This is a genomic window from Hyphomonas sp. (genome assembly GCF_041398385.1).
Classification (GTDB): Bacteria; Pseudomonadota; Alphaproteobacteria; order Caulobacterales; family Hyphomonadaceae; genus Hyphomonas.
The window spans coordinates 17,701-36,404 of record NZ_JAWKUW010000001.1; the positions used below are offsets into that span (position 1 = coordinate 17,701).

General features: G+C 59.4%; 17 protein-coding genes and 2 pseudogenes. 9 read left to right on the forward strand and 10 right to left on the reverse strand.

What is annotated here, in order from left to right; translation table 11 throughout:
- Positions 1-10 precede the first annotated feature (10 nt).
- From R3C13_RS00100 to R3C13_RS00115, 4 genes are read right to left on the reverse strand one after another with little or no spacing between them, the layout of a single operon-like run.
- Entirely contained in the window at positions 11-898 is an 888-nt protein-coding gene (locus tag R3C13_RS00100; protein ID WP_371308752.1) for an amidohydrolase family protein, read from the reverse strand.
- On the reverse strand, positions 895-1,926 hold the full coding sequence (locus R3C13_RS00105; protein ID WP_371309628.1) for a 4-oxalomesaconate tautomerase: 1,032 nt from the start codon (positions 1,924-1,926) through the stop codon (positions 895-897). Before R3C13_RS00105 ends, R3C13_RS00100 begins: the two co-directional genes overlap by 4 nt.
- Positions 1,927-1,946: 20 nt before the next feature.
- Positions 1,947-2,531, reverse strand: coding sequence for a cytochrome b (locus tag R3C13_RS00110; RefSeq protein WP_371308753.1), 585 nt, complete (start codon positions 2,529-2,531; stop codon positions 1,947-1,949).
- Positions 2,532-2,534: 3 nt separating this feature from the next.
- Positions 2,535-3,209 carry a 4-carboxy-4-hydroxy-2-oxoadipate aldolase/oxaloacetate decarboxylase gene (locus R3C13_RS00115; protein WP_371308754.1) on the reverse strand — a complete coding sequence of 225 codons (675 nt, stop codon included), beginning with the start codon at positions 3,207-3,209 and terminating at the stop codon, positions 2,535-2,537.
- Positions 3,210-3,316: 107 nt separating this feature from the next.
- On the opposite strand from R3C13_RS00115, the gene R3C13_RS00120 reads away from it, so the two are divergent.
- The 9 genes from R3C13_RS00120 (at position 3,317) to pobA (ending at position 12,055) form a co-directional block, all read left to right on the forward strand.
- The gene (locus tag R3C13_RS00120; RefSeq protein ID WP_371308755.1) at positions 3,317-4,471 is read left to right on the forward strand and encodes a LysR family transcriptional regulator; all 1,155 of its coding nucleotides are present in this window, start codon (positions 3,317-3,319) and stop codon (positions 4,469-4,471) included.
- Positions 4,472-4,544: 73 nt separating this feature from the next.
- Complete coding sequence (locus tag R3C13_RS00125; RefSeq protein WP_371308756.1) at positions 4,545-5,831, forward strand: protocatechuate 4,5-dioxygenase subunit alpha; 1,287 nt, start codon at positions 4,545-4,547, stop codon at positions 5,829-5,831.
- Positions 5,824-6,663, forward strand: a complete 840-nt coding sequence (locus R3C13_RS00130) for a class III extradiol dioxygenase family protein (protein WP_371308757.1) — start codon at positions 5,824-5,826, stop codon at positions 6,661-6,663. Before R3C13_RS00125 ends, R3C13_RS00130 begins: the two co-directional genes overlap by 8 nt.
- A complete protein-coding gene (locus R3C13_RS00135) occupies positions 6,660-7,688 on the forward strand; it encodes an amidohydrolase family protein (protein WP_371308758.1) in 1,029 nt (342 codons plus the stop codon). Before R3C13_RS00130 ends, R3C13_RS00135 begins: the two co-directional genes overlap by 4 nt.
- Positions 7,685-8,701, forward strand: a complete 1,017-nt coding sequence (locus R3C13_RS00140; protein ID WP_371308759.1) for a Rieske 2Fe-2S domain-containing protein — start codon at positions 7,685-7,687, stop codon at positions 8,699-8,701. Before R3C13_RS00135 ends, R3C13_RS00140 begins: the two co-directional genes overlap by 4 nt.
- Positions 8,694-9,098, forward strand: a complete 405-nt coding sequence (ligA, locus tag R3C13_RS00145) for a protocatechuate 4,5-dioxygenase subunit alpha (protein WP_371308760.1) — start codon at positions 8,694-8,696, stop codon at positions 9,096-9,098. The genes R3C13_RS00140 and ligA overlap by 8 nt, the downstream gene beginning before the upstream one ends.
- 1 nt (position 9,099) lies before the next feature.
- The gene (locus R3C13_RS00150; protein ID WP_371308761.1) at positions 9,100-9,948 is read left to right on the forward strand and encodes a class III extradiol dioxygenase subunit beta; all 849 of its coding nucleotides are present in this window, start codon (positions 9,100-9,102) and stop codon (positions 9,946-9,948) included.
- The gene (locus R3C13_RS00155) at positions 9,945-10,886 is read left to right on the forward strand and encodes a Gfo/Idh/MocA family oxidoreductase (protein WP_371308762.1); all 942 of its coding nucleotides are present in this window, start codon (positions 9,945-9,947) and stop codon (positions 10,884-10,886) included. The genes R3C13_RS00150 and R3C13_RS00155 overlap by 4 nt, the downstream gene beginning before the upstream one ends.
- The gene (gene pobA / locus R3C13_RS00160; protein WP_371308763.1) at positions 10,886-12,055 is read left to right on the forward strand and encodes a 4-hydroxybenzoate 3-monooxygenase; all 1,170 of its coding nucleotides are present in this window, start codon (positions 10,886-10,888) and stop codon (positions 12,053-12,055) included. Before R3C13_RS00155 ends, pobA begins: the two co-directional genes overlap by 1 nt.
- A 76-nt stretch (positions 12,056-12,131) precedes the next feature.
- Here pobA and R3C13_RS00165 read toward each other — a convergent pair whose 3' ends face one another.
- From R3C13_RS00165 to R3C13_RS00190, 6 genes and pseudogenes are all read right to left on the reverse strand, one after another.
- On the reverse strand, positions 12,132-12,935 hold the full coding sequence (locus R3C13_RS00165; protein ID WP_371308764.1) for an alpha/beta fold hydrolase: 804 nt from the start codon (positions 12,933-12,935) through the stop codon (positions 12,132-12,134).
- 102 nt (positions 12,936-13,037) lie between these two features.
- Entirely contained in the window at positions 13,038-15,167 is a 2,130-nt protein-coding gene (locus tag R3C13_RS00170; RefSeq protein ID WP_371308765.1) for an acetate--CoA ligase family protein, read from the reverse strand.
- Between the two features lie 3 nt (positions 15,168-15,170).
- Positions 15,171-16,031: a p-hydroxycinnamoyl CoA hydratase/lyase gene (locus tag R3C13_RS00175; protein WP_371308766.1), complete on the reverse strand. Its 861-nt coding sequence runs from the start codon at positions 16,029-16,031 to the stop codon at positions 15,171-15,173.
- A 16-nt stretch (positions 16,032-16,047) separates the two neighbouring features.
- Positions 16,048-16,377: pseudogene (locus R3C13_RS00180) on the reverse strand (aldehyde dehydrogenase family protein); the annotation flags it as partial.
- A 66-nt stretch (positions 16,378-16,443) separates the two neighbouring features.
- Positions 16,444-17,574: pseudogene (locus R3C13_RS00185) on the reverse strand (IS3 family transposase).
- Positions 17,552-18,631, reverse strand: a complete 1,080-nt coding sequence (locus tag R3C13_RS00190) for a PepSY-associated TM helix domain-containing protein (RefSeq protein WP_371308767.1) — start codon at positions 18,629-18,631, stop codon at positions 17,552-17,554. The pseudogene R3C13_RS00185 and the gene R3C13_RS00190 overlap by 23 nt, the downstream one beginning before the upstream one ends.
- Between the last annotated feature and the right edge of the window lie 73 nt (positions 18,632-18,704).

Genomic DNA, 18,704 nt, shown 5'->3' on the forward strand with positions numbered 1-18,704 from the left:
ACATATTCAATCATCCTTCCCCCCCCACCTCTTCGGGCCAATACAGCTTCATCGGATTGTCAATTAGCAGCTTGCGCCGAAGGCGTTCGGTCGCGGCCAGACGCGGGATCAGGTCAACGAGCGCCCCATCATCGGGGATGGCATCCTGCATGTTGGGGTGTGGCCAGTCGGTTCCCCACAGTACCCGGTCTTCGAACTCCTCGACCAGCGGAGCAGCGCTTTCCACAAAGTCGTCAAAGGGCGCGCCCTGAGCTGAAAGACGTTCGGCGCAACTCACCTTGGTCCATACATTGGGGTGGCCACGGAGGAAGTTCCTGAAGGCAAGTATCTCGGCCCCCTCCGGCCCCGCGCTCACATCTGGCCTGCCCATATGGTCGATAACAATCGTCGTTGGAATCGCTTCCATAAAGGGGATGAGCTCATCGAGCAGATCGGCCTCAAAATAGACTACGACATGCCAGCCGAGGCGCTCGATACGTTTCGCGATTTCCAGAAACTTGTCCTTAGGCGCATCATCGACCAGGCGTTTCAGGAAATTGAACCGCACGCCACGAATGCCGCCTTTGTGCAGCGCGTCGAGTTCGCTGTCGCTGATCTCAGGATCCACGACGGCCACGCCGCGCGCACTATCCTCTGACTTCGCAATCGCATTCAACGTTGCCCGATTGTCAGTGCCGTGGCAGCTCGCCTGGACGATCACATTGCGCGAAAAGCCGAGATGATTGCGCAGGGCGAATAACGTTTCAGGGCCGGCATCCTGCGGCAAGTACTTTGCCTTCGCGCTGAAGGGAAATTCAGCCTGCGGACCGAACACGTGGCAATGCGCATCCACCGCGCCCGGCGGCGGCGTGTAGCGCGGCTTCGAGGGGGCCTCATGCCAGCTTCTGATCCGTGTCATGGAAAAACCACTCCATCCATTAGCTTCCGTGCCGTGCGCAGGAGGCCGGTTCGCACCACTGATTCACCGCCCCATTCAAGCTCGACCGTCAGCGCGCCAGTGGGATGCTCGACATCGACCCGGCAAGGATTGACGTTGTTGAATGCGGCGATGCCCTTCGCGACGCTGTCTGGCAACATGCAGGCTGCGGCGTCGGAGGCTGCGGCCAGCACTCCGACCGTTTCATGCACGCGGTGGGGAATGAAGGTACGTGTATTAATGATGCCGCCGTTGCGCGGCGGGCTGATGAGGCACATTTTCGGGATCGTTTGTTCGGTGACATCGCCAAGCCTCATCATTTCGCCGGCCTTCAGGCGGATGGACTCGATCCGCGCTTTCAACTCGGTCATGGCCTCTATCTCGGCAGGCGTTTCAGTGCCCGCTAAGCCGAAGTCGCGTGCGCGCAGGATCACGCTGGGCATACCATTGTCGATGAGAGTGACTTCCGTACCGTCGATCACGTCGACCTGGTTTCCAGTTGGCAGCAGTGCGCCGCACTGGGCACCGGCCGTACCGTAATAGTTCTGGATGACCGGCGCATGGCTACCGGGAACGCCGTCGATCCGGGCATTGCCTTCATAGGTCACCAGCCGGCCCGGCGTCTGGACCAAAAGATCAGCCCGGGACTCGGAGTTGACCATATAGACACGCACGCTCGTCTGGCCGTCCTCAGCCGTCAATAAGCCTCGTTCGATCGCGAAGGGGCCAACCGCTGAAAGCATGTTGCCGCAATTCTGACTGTCCGAGATGGCGCCGGTATCGGGCTGCAGCTGCAGGAACAGGTAGTCGACATCGCAGCCTTCGCGCGCTGAACGTGACACGACCGCTATCTTGCTGGTTAGCGGATGAGCCCCGCCCATGCCATCGATCTGGCGCGCATCGCCATGCCCCATAATCCGGACAAGCAATGCATTTCGTTCCTCGGCATTCGATGGAAGGTCTTCAGCGAGGAAAAACCCGCCCTTGGATGTGCCGCCTCGCATCCACATGCAGCGAATACCCTTTGACGTCACCTGCGCCCCCTCGACGTTGAACCGCTCAGCATTCGGACGAGTGTAGTGTCGCGATCGACAAAGTGGTGCTTGAGGGCGGCGAGGATATGCAGGGCCAGAACCAGGGTCATGAGCAGGCCAGCAATGAAATGTGTCGCAGAGCCGAGATTGCTCAACGCTTCATTCTCGAACGCAGCTCCAGGAATCGAAAAGAGCCCGAAGACATCAGTGCCACGCCCGGCAAAATAGCCGCGTGCAAGACCGGAAATCGGCATCACAAGGATGCCGGCCAGCAGGATGTAGTGCGCAATTCTTGCAGATATGGCCTGCCAGGATGGAGCCGCACCAACACGCTCCGGAAACCCACACACCAGACGGTAGCCCACTCGCCAGATACCAAACGCCAGCACACAAACGCCGATGGCCTTGTGCATATCCCGCAAATTCCTGGCAGCTTCTCGGTCAAGAACGTCCAGATACAATGTCCAGCCGGCAGCAAGGAGCCCGATGACCACCACCGCGACCAGCCAGTGATTGACCCGGTCAACAGTCGAATAGGTCATTGATTTGTCTTGCAAGTCTGCCTCCTGCAGCTGTTCCATGTCTCAAAGATACTTCAGCCCCATCGCCGCAAGTCGTGGGCGCATTTCGTAGATGTCGAGACCGAGTTCACCCGCGCGAAGGCGCTGACGCTTTTCTTCTTCCTTTGCTTCGCGCTCGCTGGCCTTGGCGAGCACTTCCGCCGCTTCAGCGCGCTTGACGACACACACGCCATCATCGTCTGCCACGATTACATCGCCGGGCTCGATATGCGCGCCCGCACACACAACCGGCACATTCACCGAGCCTATCGTGTTCTTCACGGTGCCTTGTGCAAACACTGCCTTGGACCAGACCGGAAAACCCATCTCTTTAAGGTCGCGCACATCACGCACGCCGGCATCGATCACAAGCCCTCGGCAATTGCGCGCCATGGCCGAAGTTGCCAGCAGGTCGCCGAAATAGCCATCCTCGCACGGGCTGGTCGGGGAAAGGACGAGAATGTCACCTGACTGAAGCTGCTCAATCGCAACATGCACCATCCAGTTGTCGCCAGGCGGGGACGAAATGGTCACGGCTGAGCCGGCGATCCGCGCACCTGCATAGATCGGGCGAATATAGCTGGCGAGAAGACCCTTACGGCCCTGGGCTTCGTGCACCGTGGCGACACCGGCCGCGCCGAGGCCGTCAACCACTTCCGCAGCCGCGCGCTCGATTTTCTGAACCACAACGCCGCCCATTGTCTGACCTCCCGATAACAAACTGACGACAGACCTTATGCCGTGATCAGAGCGGCGACTGCATTCGGACTTCTGAAAAGGTATAAGCTTGTGCTAACAAGACTAAAATGGACAACTCATCGTTCAATCTCCGCCATTTACGGGCATTCGCAAAAACCTTCGAGCTCGGCACCCTGCTCGCCGCCTCGCGGGCGGTAAACATTACCCAACCAGCTCTCACCCAGGGTCTGTCTCGGCTTGAGGACCAGATCGGGCACAAGCTGTTCGAACGCCAACACGATGGCATGAAACCCACCACAGCCGCAGTCCTGCTTTATCCGCGCGTCACATGTGCGCTGGGCTTCATCAGGTCCAGCCGCGTATCGCAGGCGCAACTACGCGCTTTCACAGCGCTAGCGCGCACCGGGTCCTATGCCGAGGCAAGTGCGGAAACCGGCCTGGCGCGTGCATCGCTGCATCGGGCGGTATCAGATCTGGAGATCGCGCTCGGCCAGACGCTGGTGGAGCGTCGCGGACGAGCCATCGAACTGACCCGCTCAGGCCGGATGATCGCGCGCCGCTACAAACTGGCTCAGTCCGAACTTGCCGCCGCCGCCGATGAACTCAAATCCCTGCATGGAATCGCCCAAGGGAGAGTCAGCATCGGCGCAATGCCGCTGTGCCGAGCCCGTGTTTTGCCAACCGCGATTGTCAAATTCCAGTCCCGGATCCCCAGCGCACAAGTGAGAGTAGCTGAGGGTAGTCATATCGAACTGATTGAACCGCTACGCGATGGCGAGCTCGATTTTCTGATTGGCGCCTTGCGCGATCCGCCGCCCGGACCGGACCTGATACAGGTACCACTATTTGATGACCACCCCGTTATCCTGGCGCGTAAAAACCACCCCCTGCCCGCCGGGAACGGACCGCCGGAACTGGAAGACCTTGCGAAATTCGACTGGTGTATTCCGGGCCGCGGCGTCCCACTTCGAGAAAGCTGGGAAGCCATGTTCTCGGACGCAGAACTCCCTTCTCCGCGCGTGCAGATCGAGTGCGGCTCGGTAATAGCTATTCGGCAGATCCTCATCGGCACGGACTGCCTGACTATCCTGTCCCCGGATCAGGTGGCAGTCGAACTGGAGGCCGGTTGGCTGAAGATCGTTGCCTCTGCGCCGGGCAGCCTAACCCGGCGCATCGGGATCACATATCGCGAAGGCTGGCGACCGACCGCACTCCAGCAGAGCTTTCTCGATACGCTCCGCACAACGTGCGCCAATGCATAAGAGTTCGCCTGAGCTTATAGTTGTTAATCAGTTCTGATTGGCGCTACCTGTCGCTGCATGGCTGGATGTTGGCATGATCAGGGACGTTGCCTTCATCGGATTTGGCGAAGCTGCACAGATTTTTACGGCCGCGCCGGGCTGGCGGGCTGTTGCACGCGGCTTCGACATCAAAACTGAAGATCCGATGCTGCGCACCGCCAAACTGACGGAGTTCGAGCAGCATGGAGTCCGGGCCTGCGAGACCTGCGCCGAAGCAACATCTGGCGGGGCAACCGTGCTCAGTCTGGTGACCGCCGATCAGGCCCTCCATGCTGCCCAGAACGCCGCGCAACACCTCTCACCCGGCACGCTCTTTCTCGACATGAACTCCGTCGCGCCCCAGCGCAAGCAAGCTGCGAGCGAAGCGATTGCGGCCGCAGGCGGACGGTATGTCGATGTCGCGATCATGGCGCCGGTCCAGCCGAAGGCCCTCACGGTTCCGCTTCTCCTGAGCGGCCCCCGAGCAGACGAGGCCGCTGCCTTGCTGACTGAAATCGGCTTTTCAAACATTCGCGCTGTTGGCGACAGGATCGGCCAGGCCTCTGCCATCAAGATGGTGCGGTCCGTCATGATCAAGGGAATCGAAGCCCTGACAGCGGAGTGTCTTCTTGCAGCTGACGCAGCCGGCGTCACCGAAGACGTGCTGGCCTCGCTAGGCGAAGACTGGGCTGAGCGCGCGTATTACAATCTTGAACGCATGCTGGTGCACGGGCACCGCCGCGCTGCAGAGATGGAAGATGTCTGCGCAACGCTAGAGAGCCTTGGCATAGAACCTCTCCTGACGCGCGGGACCATCCAGTGGCAGCGCGACCTTGGTGAGATCGGCTTCGACGACACGACCAAACCGTTCGAAGCCAGGCTGACGAAGCTTCGAAGCGATCGGACACTTAAGAATAGCCGACAATCGGAACCTTCTGAGTCCCCCAAAGAGGAGAAGCCAATGTCTGAACCAGCGATACCTGGGACTCGTCTTTTCAACGGCGATCTTGCCCAGAAAGGATATGCCCTCAATCGTATGTGCTTTTCCTTCAATGAAGCGCGCAATCGAGCAGCATTTCTGGCCGATGAAGACGCCTACTGCGAACGTTTCGGACTCAATGATGAGCAACGGGCAGCTGTCCGGGCGCGCAACGTGCTGCAACTAATCTCAGCGGGCGGCAACGTATACTATCTGGCCAAGTTTGCCGGAATATTCGGGCTGAATGTTCAGGACCTCGGCGCCCAGCAAACTGGGGTCACTGCTGACGAGTTCCGAGCCAGGCTGAGCGCCTATTCCATCCACAATGAAAGAGTCAACGCCAAGGAAGGCAAAAATGGCTAAGATCGTCGGAAGCGCCTCGACTTCGCATGTACCCGCTATTGGAGGGGCCATTGCAAAGGGCCTGCAACTCGATCCTTACTGGAAACCGTTCTTCGACGGCTTTCTGAAGGTAAGGGAATGGCTCGTTCGACAGAAGCCAGACGTCGTCGTTGTCGTGTCGAATGATCACGGACTGAACTTTTTCCTCGACAAGATGCCGACCTTCTCGATTGGCGCAGCAAGCACCTACACATCTGGAGATGAAGGCTGGGGAATTCCCGTCATCGAGCCGGTCAGGGGCGATCCCGATTTGTCCTGGGCAATCATTAACCACGTCGTCGAGGCGGAATTCGACGTGACCACATGCCAGGAAATGCTGATCGACCACGCGATCACCATTCCGCTCCAACTTTTCTGGCCCGACCAGTCCCCGCCCGTAAGTATCGTTCCGATAGGGGTCAATACCGTGCAGCATCCGCTGCCGTCGGCAGCGCGCTGCTACAAGTTCGGCAAGGCTATTGGTGACGCCATCCGCGCTCATGACCGCGACTTGAACGTCCTCGTCGTGGCGACGGGGGGGCTCTCGCATCAGCTGGACGGCGAACGCGCCGGCTTCATGAACCCGGAATTCGATGCGCTCTGCCTCAACTCGCTGATCGGCGATCCGGAGCGCATCACTGGCTATTCCACCCGCGAACTGGTCGAACTCTCCGGCACCCAGGGTGTGGAAATTCTCAACTGGATTGTGGCGCGCGGCATTCTCGGACAAACGAATGTGAGCGAGGTGCACCGGAACTATCACATTCCGATCTCCAACACCGCTTCGGCGGTCCAAGTCCTGGAATGTGCATGACGCTGATCATTGATTGTCACGGTCACCATACCATCGCACCGCAGAAGCATCTCGATTACCGGGAAGCGCAGAAGGCACGCCTGAAGGACCGGTCGCTGCCGGAACCGACCCGCCCTGACATCTCCGATGACGAGATCCGCGCCGGGATCGAGGCCAACCAGTTGAAGCTCATCCGAGAGCGCGGTGCGGATCTGACGATCTTCTCACCACGCGCCTCCACCATGGAGCCGCATGTCGGGGATGAGCGAACGGCCATCAACTGGTCGCGCGCCTGCAATGACCTGGTCGCCCGGGTGGTTGATCTCTATGCCGATACTTTTGTCGGGGTCTGCATGCTGCCACAGACGCCGAAGACGGACATGACGGCCTCGATTGAAGAGCTGCGCCGCTGCGTGAATGAGCTCGGCTTCGTGGGCTGCAATTTCAATCCGGATCCATCCGGCGGACACTGGACGGCGCCCCCCCTCACCGATCGGTTCTGGTACCCTTTCTATGAAGCGATGGTCGAACTGGATGTCCCGGCGATGATCCACGTCTCCGGATCCTGCAACCCGGCCTTCCACGCTACGGGCAGTTACTACATCGCCGCCGACACCAATGCCTTCATGCAGTTCATTCAGGGCAACCTGTTCAAGGACTTCCCGGATTTGCGCTTCATCATTCCACACGGCGGCGGCGCGGTGCCCTATCACTGGGGACGCTATCGCGGGCTTGCTGACATGCTGAACCAGCCAGCACTCGACGGCCACGTCATGCAGAATGTCTATTTCGACACCTGCGTATATCACCAGCCCGGCATCGACCTTCTCTTCCGAGTCATCGACAAGAAAAACATCCTGTTCGGTTCGGAAATGGTCGGGGCGGTGCGCGGTATCGATCCCGAGACCGGTCAGTATTTCGACGACACCAAGCGCTATGTCGACGCGCTGGGCCTCTCCGATGAAGACCGCCACGCGATCTATGAGGGCAATGCGCGGCGGGTTTATCCCCGCCTCGACAAGCGGCTCAAGGAGATGGGCCGGTGAGCTTCATCCGCAACAAATGGTATGTCGCCGCCTGGGACGGCGAAGTCGCCAACGCGCCGATCTCCCGCAAGATCTGCGGCGAGCCGATCGTGCTTTATCGCAAACTCGACGGCAGCGTCGTTGCCCTGCGCGACGCCTGCCCGCACAGGCTCCTGCCCCTGTCCATGGGCATTCGCGAGGGCGACAATCTGCGCTGCAAGTATCACGGACTTGTGGTGACGCCCGAGGGCAAGCCCTGCGAAATGCCCCTAACGAACGAGCGCGTGAACGAGAAGCTGACAACACCTGTTTATCCGGTCACTGAGCACCATCGCTTTGTGTGGGTATGGATCGGCGAAGCCGCTAAAGCAGACCCTGCGCTTGTGCCGGATTTCTGGCCCTGCTCGACCGAAGGCTGGGTGTTCGACGGCGGCTATATGCGGGTCGGTTGCGACTACCGCCTGTTCATCGACAACCTCATGGATCTCACGCACGAGACCTATGTCCATATGGGCTCGATCGGCCAGAAGGAGCTGATGGAAGCGCCGTTGGAAACCCGCGTGGAAGGCGACCAGGTCTTCTTGTCGCGGTGGATGCCGAACATTGATCCCCCGCCTTTCTGGCGCGAAGCGCTAAAGCAGAATGGCAAGGTCGATCGCTGGCAGATCTGCCAGTTCCTCGATCCGTGCTCGGTCATTATCGATGTCGGCGTGTCACCCGTCGAGGCAGGCGACACGCTGGAAAGCCATGACAGCGGCGTGCGCGGCTTTGTCATCGATTCGATGACGCCAGAGACCGAGACCAGCTGCCACTATTTCTGGGGCATGGCGCGTAATTTTGACATCAACGATGCAGGCGTCACGGCAAGGATCAAGGCCGGACAAAACCGGATATTCAACGAAGATATTGAAGTCCTGGAGCGCCAGCAACGTTCCATCGCCGAAAATCCAGACATGGCGCTTCGCACGCTCTCCATCGATTCAGGCGGCGCTCATGCCCGCCGCATCATAGAAAGGATGGCTGCAAATGGGTAACAGGGTCGAGGACTACCTCTCAGAATTTGACGACATTCCGGGTACGCGGGTCTATACCGCAAAGCGCGCGCGGCAGGGCTACTGGCTGAACCAGTTCGCCATGAGCCTGATGAAGCCGGAAAACCGCAAGCGCTGGCTGGCCGACGAAAAGGCCTATCTCGCCGACTGGAAGATGACCGACGAGCAGAAGGAAGCCGTACTTGCGCGCGACTATAACCGCCTGCTCGATCTCGGCGGCAACATCTACTACCTCGCCAAGATTTTCTCCACCGATGGCCTCTCCTTCGTGCAGGCCGTCTCCACCATGACCGGCATGAGCGTTGATGAGTACAAGGCCATGATGATGGCCGGCGGGCGCTCGCCCAATGGCCTGCGCTCGATCAAGGAGGGCAACTGACATGGCCAGACTGACCGCGGGCATTGCGTCGAGCCACGTGCCATTGATGGGCGTCGCCATCGACCAGGGCAAGACCAATGAGGACTACTTCAAACCGATCTTTGCCGGCTATGACTGGACGAAGGACTGGATCGCACGGCCGGAGAACAGGCCGGACGTCGTGATCCTTGTCTATAACGACCACGCCTCCGCCTTCGACATGAACCTCATCCCGACCTTCGCGATCGGGTGCGCGGAGGAGTTCAAGCCCGCCGATGAAGGCTGGGGCCCGCGACCTGTACCTGTGGTGAAGAACGATCCCGACTTTGCCTGGCATGTCGCCGAGAGCCTCATCCTTGATGATTTCGACATGACGATCATCAACCAGATGGACGTCGATCATGGCCTGACGGTCCCGCTCTCAGCCATGTTCGGACAACCCGAGGACTGGCCAGTCAAAGTGGTGCCGCTTGCCGTCAATGTCGTGACCTACCCCGTGCCTTCCGGCAATCGCTGCTGGAAACTCGGTGAGGCGATCGCGCGCGCAGTGGAAAGCTACCCGGAAGACCTCAACGTCCAGATCTGGGGCACAGGCGGCATGAGCCATCAGATCCAGGGGCCACGCGCCGGTCTAATCAATCAGGAGTGGGACCAGCGCTTCCTCGACGACCTGACGGCCGATCCACAGCGCCTGCGCCACATTCCTCACATCGAATACCTGCGCGAGACAGGCTCGGAAGGCATCGAGATGGTCATGTGGCTGATCATGCGCGGCGCGCTCCAAGGCCGGGTTCGCGAGCTTCACCGTCACTATCACGTGCCTGCGTCGAATACGGCTGTCGGGCACATCGTTTTGGAGAATGAGATATGAGGATCGCTCTCGTCGGCGCCGGCGCGTTCGGAGAAAAGCATCTCGATGCCCTTGCAAAGATCGAGGGGGTTGAAGTCACCAGTCTGGTCGGACGCACCCTCGAAAAGACCCAAGCGATTGCCGACAAATACGGCATCGGTCATGTGACCGAAGATCTCGAGGACTCCCTCGCCCGCAGCGATGTCGACGCTGTCATACTCTGCACCCCGACTCAGATGCACGCTTCCCAGGCGATCGCCTGCATGGACGCTGGCAAGCATGTCGAGGTGGAAATCCCACTCGCCGACAATTGGGCCGATGCACAGGCTGTGATGGCCAAGCAGCGCGAGACAGGCCTTGTCTGCATGGTCGGCCACACGCGCCGGTTCAACCCGTCCCACCAGTGGGTTCACAACAGGATCAAGGCCGGCGAACTCGCGATCCAGCAGATGGATGTGCAGACCTATTTCTTCCGCCGAACCAATACCAATGCCAAGGGCGAGCCGCGCAGCTGGACCGATCACCTGCTCTGGCACCATGCCGCGCACACTGTCGATCTGTTCCAATATCAAACCGGTGAGAAAGTCATGGTCGCGCAGGCCATTGAAGGTCCGCATCACCCAGATCTCGGCATCGCCATGGACATGTCGATCCAGCTCAAAACCGAGACTGGCAAGATCTGTACACTTTCCCTCAGCTTCAACAATGACGGGCCGCTCGGAACCTTCTTCCGCTACATCTGCGACAATGGCACCTACATCGCCCGCTATGACGATCTCGTCACGGGCCGCGAAGAGCCTGTCGATGTCTCCGGCGTCGATGTGTCTATCAATGGCATCGAGCTACAGGACCGGGAATTCATCGCCGCGATCCGTGAAGGCCGCGAGCCCAACAGTTCCGTCGCCCAGGTGCTGCCCTGCTACGAAGTGCTCTACCGGCTCGAACAGGGCATGAAGTGATGAAGTCCGATGTTGCCATCATCGGCGCCGGTCCGGCAGGCCTGATGCTTGGACATCTGCTACGCAAGGCCGGTATTGACGTCGTTATTCTCGAGCGCCAGTCGGCTGAGTATGTGCTCTCCCGGATACGTGCGGGGGTCCTGGAGCAGATCACCGTCGATCTTATGGACGAACTTGGCCTTGGCGCCCGCATGCACAAAAAAGGCCTTCCACATCATGGCTTTTACCTTGCAGACGGCGAGCGCCTTATCCGCATCGATATCGCCGAGCTGACGGGCAAGACCGTCATGGTGTATGGTCAGACAGAAGTAACGCGCGATCTGATGGACGCCTGCGCCGAGCGCGGCATCGAGGTTGTCTACGAGGCCAGTGATGTCACTCTCCACAACATTGAAAGTGACGCGCCATACCTGACATACAAAAAGGACGGTGCCGAGTACCGCCTCGACGCAAGGTTCATTGCCGGATGTGACGGCTTTCACGGTCCGTCCCGCAAGGCGATCCCTGAAAGCGTCGGCAGGACGTTTGAGCGGATCTACCCGTTCGGCTGGCTTGGGATCCTAGCCGATGTGCCCCCCTGCAACGAAGAGCTGATCTACGCCAACCACGACCGCGGCTTTGCGCTCGGCTCCATGCGCTCGAAGTCCCGATCGCGCTACTATGTGCAGGTCCCCCTGACTGACAGGATCGAAGACTGGCCGGATGATCGTCTTTGGGACGAACTCGCCATGCGCCTTGGGCCAGAGGCAGGCGCCAGCATCACACGCGGCCCGGCGCTGGAGAAATCCATCGCGCCCCTGCGCAGTTTCGTATTCGAGCCGATGCAGCTCGGCAGCCTGTTCCTGGCCGGAGACGCGGCACACATCGTGCCGCCGACGGGCGCCAAGGGGCTGAACCTCGCCTCCTCAGATGTCGCCTACCTATCGCGGGCGCTGATCCAGTTCTTCAAGCAAGGCACCGAGGAAGGCATTGCGTCCTATTCAAAGACGGCCCTCGCACGGGTCTGGAAATCGGAACGCTTCTCCTGGTCGCTGACGACGCTGATGCACCGCTTTCCGGATGGCGACGCGTTCGGTCGGCGCATGCAGGTCGCAGAGCTAGACTACATTGCCAGCTCCCGCGCTGCGCAAACCGCCCTCGCTGAAAACTACATCGGATTGCCGCTCTGAAGCCCCGCTGGTAACCCAGGCCGTGATGTCACATGCAATATCATAGGCACTTATGACGTTTTCTGAAAAGCGTCGATCAGTCCGGTTTTTCCAGATGTGCCTTAAGAAATGCAATCGCTATGGAAGGTTCGTTCTCAAAGCGCGCGCCGCCGTGTCCTCCGCCCTTCACGTATCTGAGTTTCGCGCCGCCATCTCCGCTATAGGCCCGCCAAGCCTGGTAGAGGCGTTCGCTCTGAAGCGGCGAGACTACAGTGTCGGCGTCCCCGTGAACGATCAGAAGTGGAGGTAGCTTCGCGCCGTTGGCCATAGACAGCAGATAAGGGACGGGACTGGCCGCGTCAGCAGCGGCTTTATTTTCAGTGGTAGAAACTCCGAGGAGGACATCCTCCGGCGCAAGCCCCGACACGGCCGGATCTCGGTCAGGCACATCGTCACCCGCACGGTCAGCCGCTATATTGTAAAGATCCGATGGTGCGTACCAGGATACAACGGCGTCGACGCCGTCACCGGGTGTCTCGGCCAGTTTCAGAGCTGCCATCAAAGCGAGATGCGCTCCGGACGACTGTCCGTACAGCGCAATCCGATCCGCATCATATCCGATGGACTCCGCCTGTGCACGGACGAAGGCGATCACTGATAGAGTGTCATCAAGCTGAGCCGGCCAGATCTTTTCGGTTGCGTAGGTGTAATTGAAGGATACCAGCACGAACCCAGCGTCGTTGAATTTCCTGATACGATCATAGAGCTCGACCTGGCTCTTGTCATTGCGCATCCATCGGCCACCGTGGACGAAGATCACCACCGGGGCACCTTTGGGATTGGCCGGCAAGTAAATATCCATCTGGTTGCGCGCGCCGGGACCATACTCAATGTTTGACATCACACGGGGCTTCGCAGTGCCATATACGCACGCGGTCAGGCAGAAGGCTGCAAGGCACGCAAGCAGCGAGTATAACGTCCGATACAATGCCGAAGACATAAGCTATTCCCTCGCAATCAGCATCAATGCATCTAGCGCGACAGCGCCTTTACCTTTCGGGTAGGCGACGACCGGATTGAGATCGATTTCCCGAATATCTGGTTCTCCGATCATCAGCCGTCCAATCGTAGAGATGATCTCAGCCACGGCCTCCAGATCGACGGGAGCTGATCCGCGGAACCCCGTAAGAAGCCTTGCGCCTTTTAGCTGTCTAAGTTGGCCAATGATCGCAGCCTCGGTCAAGTCGGGCGAAAGCAAACAGACATCCTGATAGAGCTCGGCCTGCACGCCACCAAAGCCGGCGAGGATGACGGGGCCCCAACCTGGTTCGCTCTTTGCGCCAATGATAAGCTCGACACCGCGGTCGCCCATGGACTCGACGAGAATGCCATCCAGTTCGAGGCCGGGTTTGTAGCTGGTGACGCTCGACTGCATTTTGTCCCAGGCGGACGCAATTTCATCAGCTGACTGCAATCCGACCATGACTCCGCCGGCGTCGCTTTTGTGCGAAAGCTCCGCTGATTGCGCTTTAAGGACGACTGGATATCCGAGCGCTTTAGCCGCCTCAATCGCTTCATGCTTTGATCTGGCCAACTTCGATTTTGGAAATGGCACGCCGAGTGGACCCAGTATCTCCTTGGCACGGAACTCCGGTACGACGCCCGCGACCAGGGCCTTTCTGGCCTTGAGAGGTTTCCGCCTGGATTCGCTAAAGTCTTGACCAGAATACGCTGAAAGCTTCGCAATGGCGCGCATGGCGCGATCTGACGTCGGAAAGTAGGCCGAGCCCTTTCGCCTGACGCCTTTGACGTAGGCTTTGCGAACGACCCCGCCTTCGTCGATCCCGGTCACAATGATCGGCTTTGAAGATTTCAGTTCACCAAGCGCGTCGATGATGGGCGGAAACTTCTTGTCAGTGGTCGAGTGGTCCGTCTGGATAATAGCGAGAACGACTGAACCGAACCGTTTGTCTCCAACGGCAGCTGAAAGCACCCGTCTGTACATATCAGGGTCAACCAACGCCTGCGCAGTCATGTCAACCGGATTCGAAACGGCGACAAATTCCGGCATCGCAGCGCGCAGTTCCGGAGCATTCGCGTCGGTCAACTTGGGTAGGTCGAGGCCAATCTCTTCAGCCAGATCAAGCGTCAGCGCCTTGAACGCGCCGGACTCGGTCAGCACCACGCATCCACCACTCGGCAGCTGCCTACAGCGCGCGGCGATTTCAGCAATGTCGCCGAGTTCTTCCAGCGTATCCGCGACGATGACGCCAGCACGCTCGACCTTTGTGCGCATCACGCTGTAATCACCTGCCATGGCCCCCGTATGGGTTGCGGCTGATTCTGCAGCGGCTGTTGACTTGCCAGGGTGAAGCAGAACGATGGGCTTCTTGGCCCTGCGGGCCTTGGCGGCAAGCTCTAGAAAACGCGCAGGGTTGCGGAACTGCTCGACGATCATCGCGATCACCGACGTGTTTTTGTCAGCAATCATGTACTCAACAAAATCCTCGACCCCGGAGGCAGCTTCGTTTCCAGTCGATACCGAATACGACAGGCCAATATCCCGGTCAGTCAGATTGCTTCCCAGAACCGCAGCCATGGCACCGCTCTGGGAGACGATCGCAATTCCTTTCCTCCTGGCACCGAGTTTCGGAGTAGGCGCTTCGACAAAGGTGAGCGCAATCTGATCGATGAAGTTCACACAGCCGAGACAGTTCGGCCCTTCGACAATCATACCGGCCTTCAAGGCGATCTCGCCGATCTGACGCTGTTCTTCCAGCCCTGCATCGCCGGCCTCAGCAAACCCGGCGGAGAAGATGACCACCGAGCCGCAGCCGCGTTCCGCCAGCCCCCTGATTGCGTCGAGTACGAACGCTCTCGGTATGGCGAGGACTGCAGCGTCGATCCCCAGAGGCAAATCCTCCACTGATTTAACACAACGGCGGCCCGCGATCTCCTCGCGCTTGGGGTTGACCAGATGTAGCTCACCGTCGAACCCAAGTCTCTCCAGATTCAGAAGAACCGAGTTGCCAAGTGCCCCGGGTTTTTCAGATGCACCGACAATTGCAATCGATCTGGGGCGCAACAGCCGGCCGATATCGCCGGCCGCCGCCTTATTGGCATCAGCAGGCATAGCTCAGCCTTTTTTTGACTTATCGTACGCACCGAGACCTGGCTTGTAGGTCTTGTCGTCGATGAACTGCTTGATGCCTTCCTTCCGGCCATCATTGTCGAAGGAGTTGGCCGCCTCCTGCGCCCGCACGAGAAAGTCCTCGGCGTTGTCGTAGGTCATCTCCTTGACCCGGCGCACCGCATCCTTGGTCGCCTTTAGGGCAACCGGGTTCTTCTCGAGCAGGACCTTCGCGACGGCTTCAACACGCGAACGAAGCTGATCAGCAGGCAGTGCCTCATTCACGAGCCCCCATTCGACAGCTGTCTTGCCGTCAATGTTCTCGCCCATCATGGCGTGATACATCGCCTTGCGCATGGGCATCAGCTCAGAAACCACCTTGGTCGCCCCGCCGCCCGGCAGGATGCCCCAGTTGATCTCGGACAGGCCGAACTGTGCGTCCTCGGCAGCGAAGGCAAGATCGCATGCGAAGAGAGGGCCGTAGCCGCCGCCAAAACACCAGCCATTGACCATGGCGATGGTTGGTTTGTGATACCAGCGCAGCCGGCGCCACCAGCCATAGGACTCCCGCTGCGCCTGACGCACCGCGCCGAGGCCCTTGGCTTCGTTCTCTCGGAAGTATTCCTTCAGGTCCATGCCTGCGGTCCAGGCCGTGCCTTCACCAGTCAGGACGAGAACACCGACATCCTCGCGATACTCAAGCTCATCGAGGACGCGCATCATCTGGCGATTGAGCTTGGGGCTCATGCAGTTGCGCTTCTCGGGGCGGTTGAACCGGACCCAGGCGATCCCGTCGCTAACATCAAACGCAACGGTATCTTCTTCGGCACGCTCCTTGGCAGGAGCAGCTTTGCTCTTGGTCGACATGATCGTCTCCTCTTATCTAGATGGGGTAATGGCCCGGCTGGGTCTCGATTGTGATCCAGCGCAGTTCCGTGAACTCATTGACGCCGGCCTTGCCGCCGAAGCGGCCATAGCCGGAAGCCCCTACACCGCCGAAGGGCATCTGGGCTTCGTCATGCACGGTGGGGCCGTTGATGTGGCACATGCCGGACCTGATCTGTCGCGCAACCCGAAGACCGCGCGCCGTGTCCCGCGTGAAGACCGCAGCCGAGAGACCGTACTGCGTGTCATTGGCCAGCCTTATGGCGTCGGCCTCGTCCTTGGCCCTGAGGATACCAACCACGGGGCCAAAGCTCTCATCGCTATAAATCGCTGGTCTGCCCCACCGGAGTGGTCCACCAGATTTATTAGCCCGGCGGTTTCCACGTAGCGGCGTTCATGCCGCTACCTCCCCACAGTAAGGCGGTATGAACGCCGCGGGCAAGATGGCTTGTGGCGCGGGCGGTCGGTAGCCCAGAGAAGAGTGCGGACGCGCGGTGTTGTAATGCCACCGCCAGGTCTCGATCAGGACTTTCGCCTCCCTGAGATCATAGAAGATTTCCCTGCCAACAACTCGTCTCTGAGCTTGGAGCTGAAGCTCTCGCAGTATCCATTCTCCCAAGGCGAACCGGGTTCGATATAGAGCGTCTTCACGCCGATCCGGCCAAGCCACCGCGCAGGGCCGTGGCGATGAACTCGGGGCCATTGTCGGAACGGATATGCTCCGGCGGGCCATGATGCACGAACAGTTCGCCCAGCGTGTCTAGGACATCGCGGAGTTGAGCTTGCGTTCGACACGAATGGCGAGGCATTCGCGAGTGAACTCATCAATCACACACAGCATGCGGAACACCTTGCCATGCGTGCGGTCCTGAACGAAGTCATAGGACCAGACATGGCCCTGTGCATCGGCCTCAGCCGGATGCAGGAGCCGTCATTCAGCCAGAGACGGCCTCTTTGGTTGTTTCATTGGCACTTTCAGCCCTTCACGCCGCCAGATGCGATACACCCGCTTCTCGTTCACATGCCAGCCATCCCGTCTCAGCAGGGCCGTGATCCGGCGGTAGCCATACCGGCCGAACCGTTCAGCCAGGGCGATGATGGCCGCTGTCAGCACATCCTCGTCCTGGCGTGGCACACGCGGCTTGCGCTGGGTGGAACGGTGCTGGCCGATCACGCAGCAGGCCCGGCGCTCGGTTGCGCCGAGTGTCTCCACCACATGATCGACCGCCTCGCGCTTGCGTGAAAGGCTCAGAACTTTCCCTTTGATGACTTCCTGCAGGATCTGGTTGTCGAGGGTCAGATCAGAAATGGCGCGACGCAGCCGCGCATTCTCCTTCTCGATCTCCTTCAGCCGTTTGGCCTGGCCAACCTGCAGCCCGCCATACTCCTTGCGCCACCGATAGTATGTCTGTTCCGTCACCCCGATCGAACGCACGGCCTGACCCGTCGTCTCACCCCGCGCGAGGCGGACCTCCACCTCCCGCAGCTTCGCTATGATCTCTTCAGGCGTTGATCTCTTGCCCATGTCTCAGCTCCATATCTGAAGCCGGAACTAACTCAAATAATGGACCACTTTCGTGGGGGCAGACCAAGGTGGCAAGCGACCCAAGCCCCGCCAGAGTCTGCCCAATCAGTCCAAGAACTTCACCGGTGTGCAGGAAGCGGATAATGAGCCTTGCGCGCGTACCTGCCGAACGCTCCCTGAACGTCTCGGTTTGTTCAATCACCCCACCTTGCGGTGAAACGACGACCCGCAACCTGCGATGCGGTTGCGCACCGTTGCCGTAATCGATGTCATAGGGCGTCGGTTCGGCCAGGTTCGCGTAAGCCGGAAGTGTGATGGTGTTCCAGTTGGCAACGCGGGTGGCGGCCTCTTCCAGTCTGCGCTGCAATGAAACCGCGTCGACAGGAACTTCCATCAGTTGAACCCCAGCACGCTCAACGCGCGGAGCCCGTAGACTTTGTGGGGCTTCACCAAAAGCTGCGAATACAAGCGCATTCGCCCAAGCATAGGCGATCACGGTACCGGTCACGGACATGACCAGAATTGGGACAAACATCCAGAATCCAAATACGTGGTGCCAGTTATAGTCCCGCGCCTTTGCCGTTGGTGGGCGGAGATTGAGCTTCAGCTTCGACTTGAGAATGGCCCAGCGGAAAACAGGCGTCGTCCAAAGATACAATCCGCTCATTGCCAGGAAGATAAAGAGGAGGGTCGCGATATTTGTGACTGACTTTCCCAAGGGGTGCGCTGCGCTTGTGGGCGCCAGCCATCGGTGCACCAGCGTAATTGTTTCAAACACCTTCGCGGCACTGGTCGGGCCCACCAGAAGGGTGCTGCCCGTGACAGGATGCAGCAGCGTTTGCTCTCCGGCTGCAAGTACCTTTACAGGATCATTGGTGCTTGCCGGAATTCGCACAGTCGCAGACTCGCCGCCGATCTCCTGAGCCAGCACCACCAATTGATCTGCAGTTAGGCGATCGCCTTCGATATCTGTCACGAGTGCGGCTTCTGCGGCAGCAATGATCTGGCGCTCATAAGTCAGCAGGACACCGGTTGCAGCCAGGACAAAGATTACCAATCATGGCCGGAATTCAGGGGGCTGGGTCACCAGCTGAAAGGTGAGCCCAGAATAAAATGCGGCGGAATCGCTT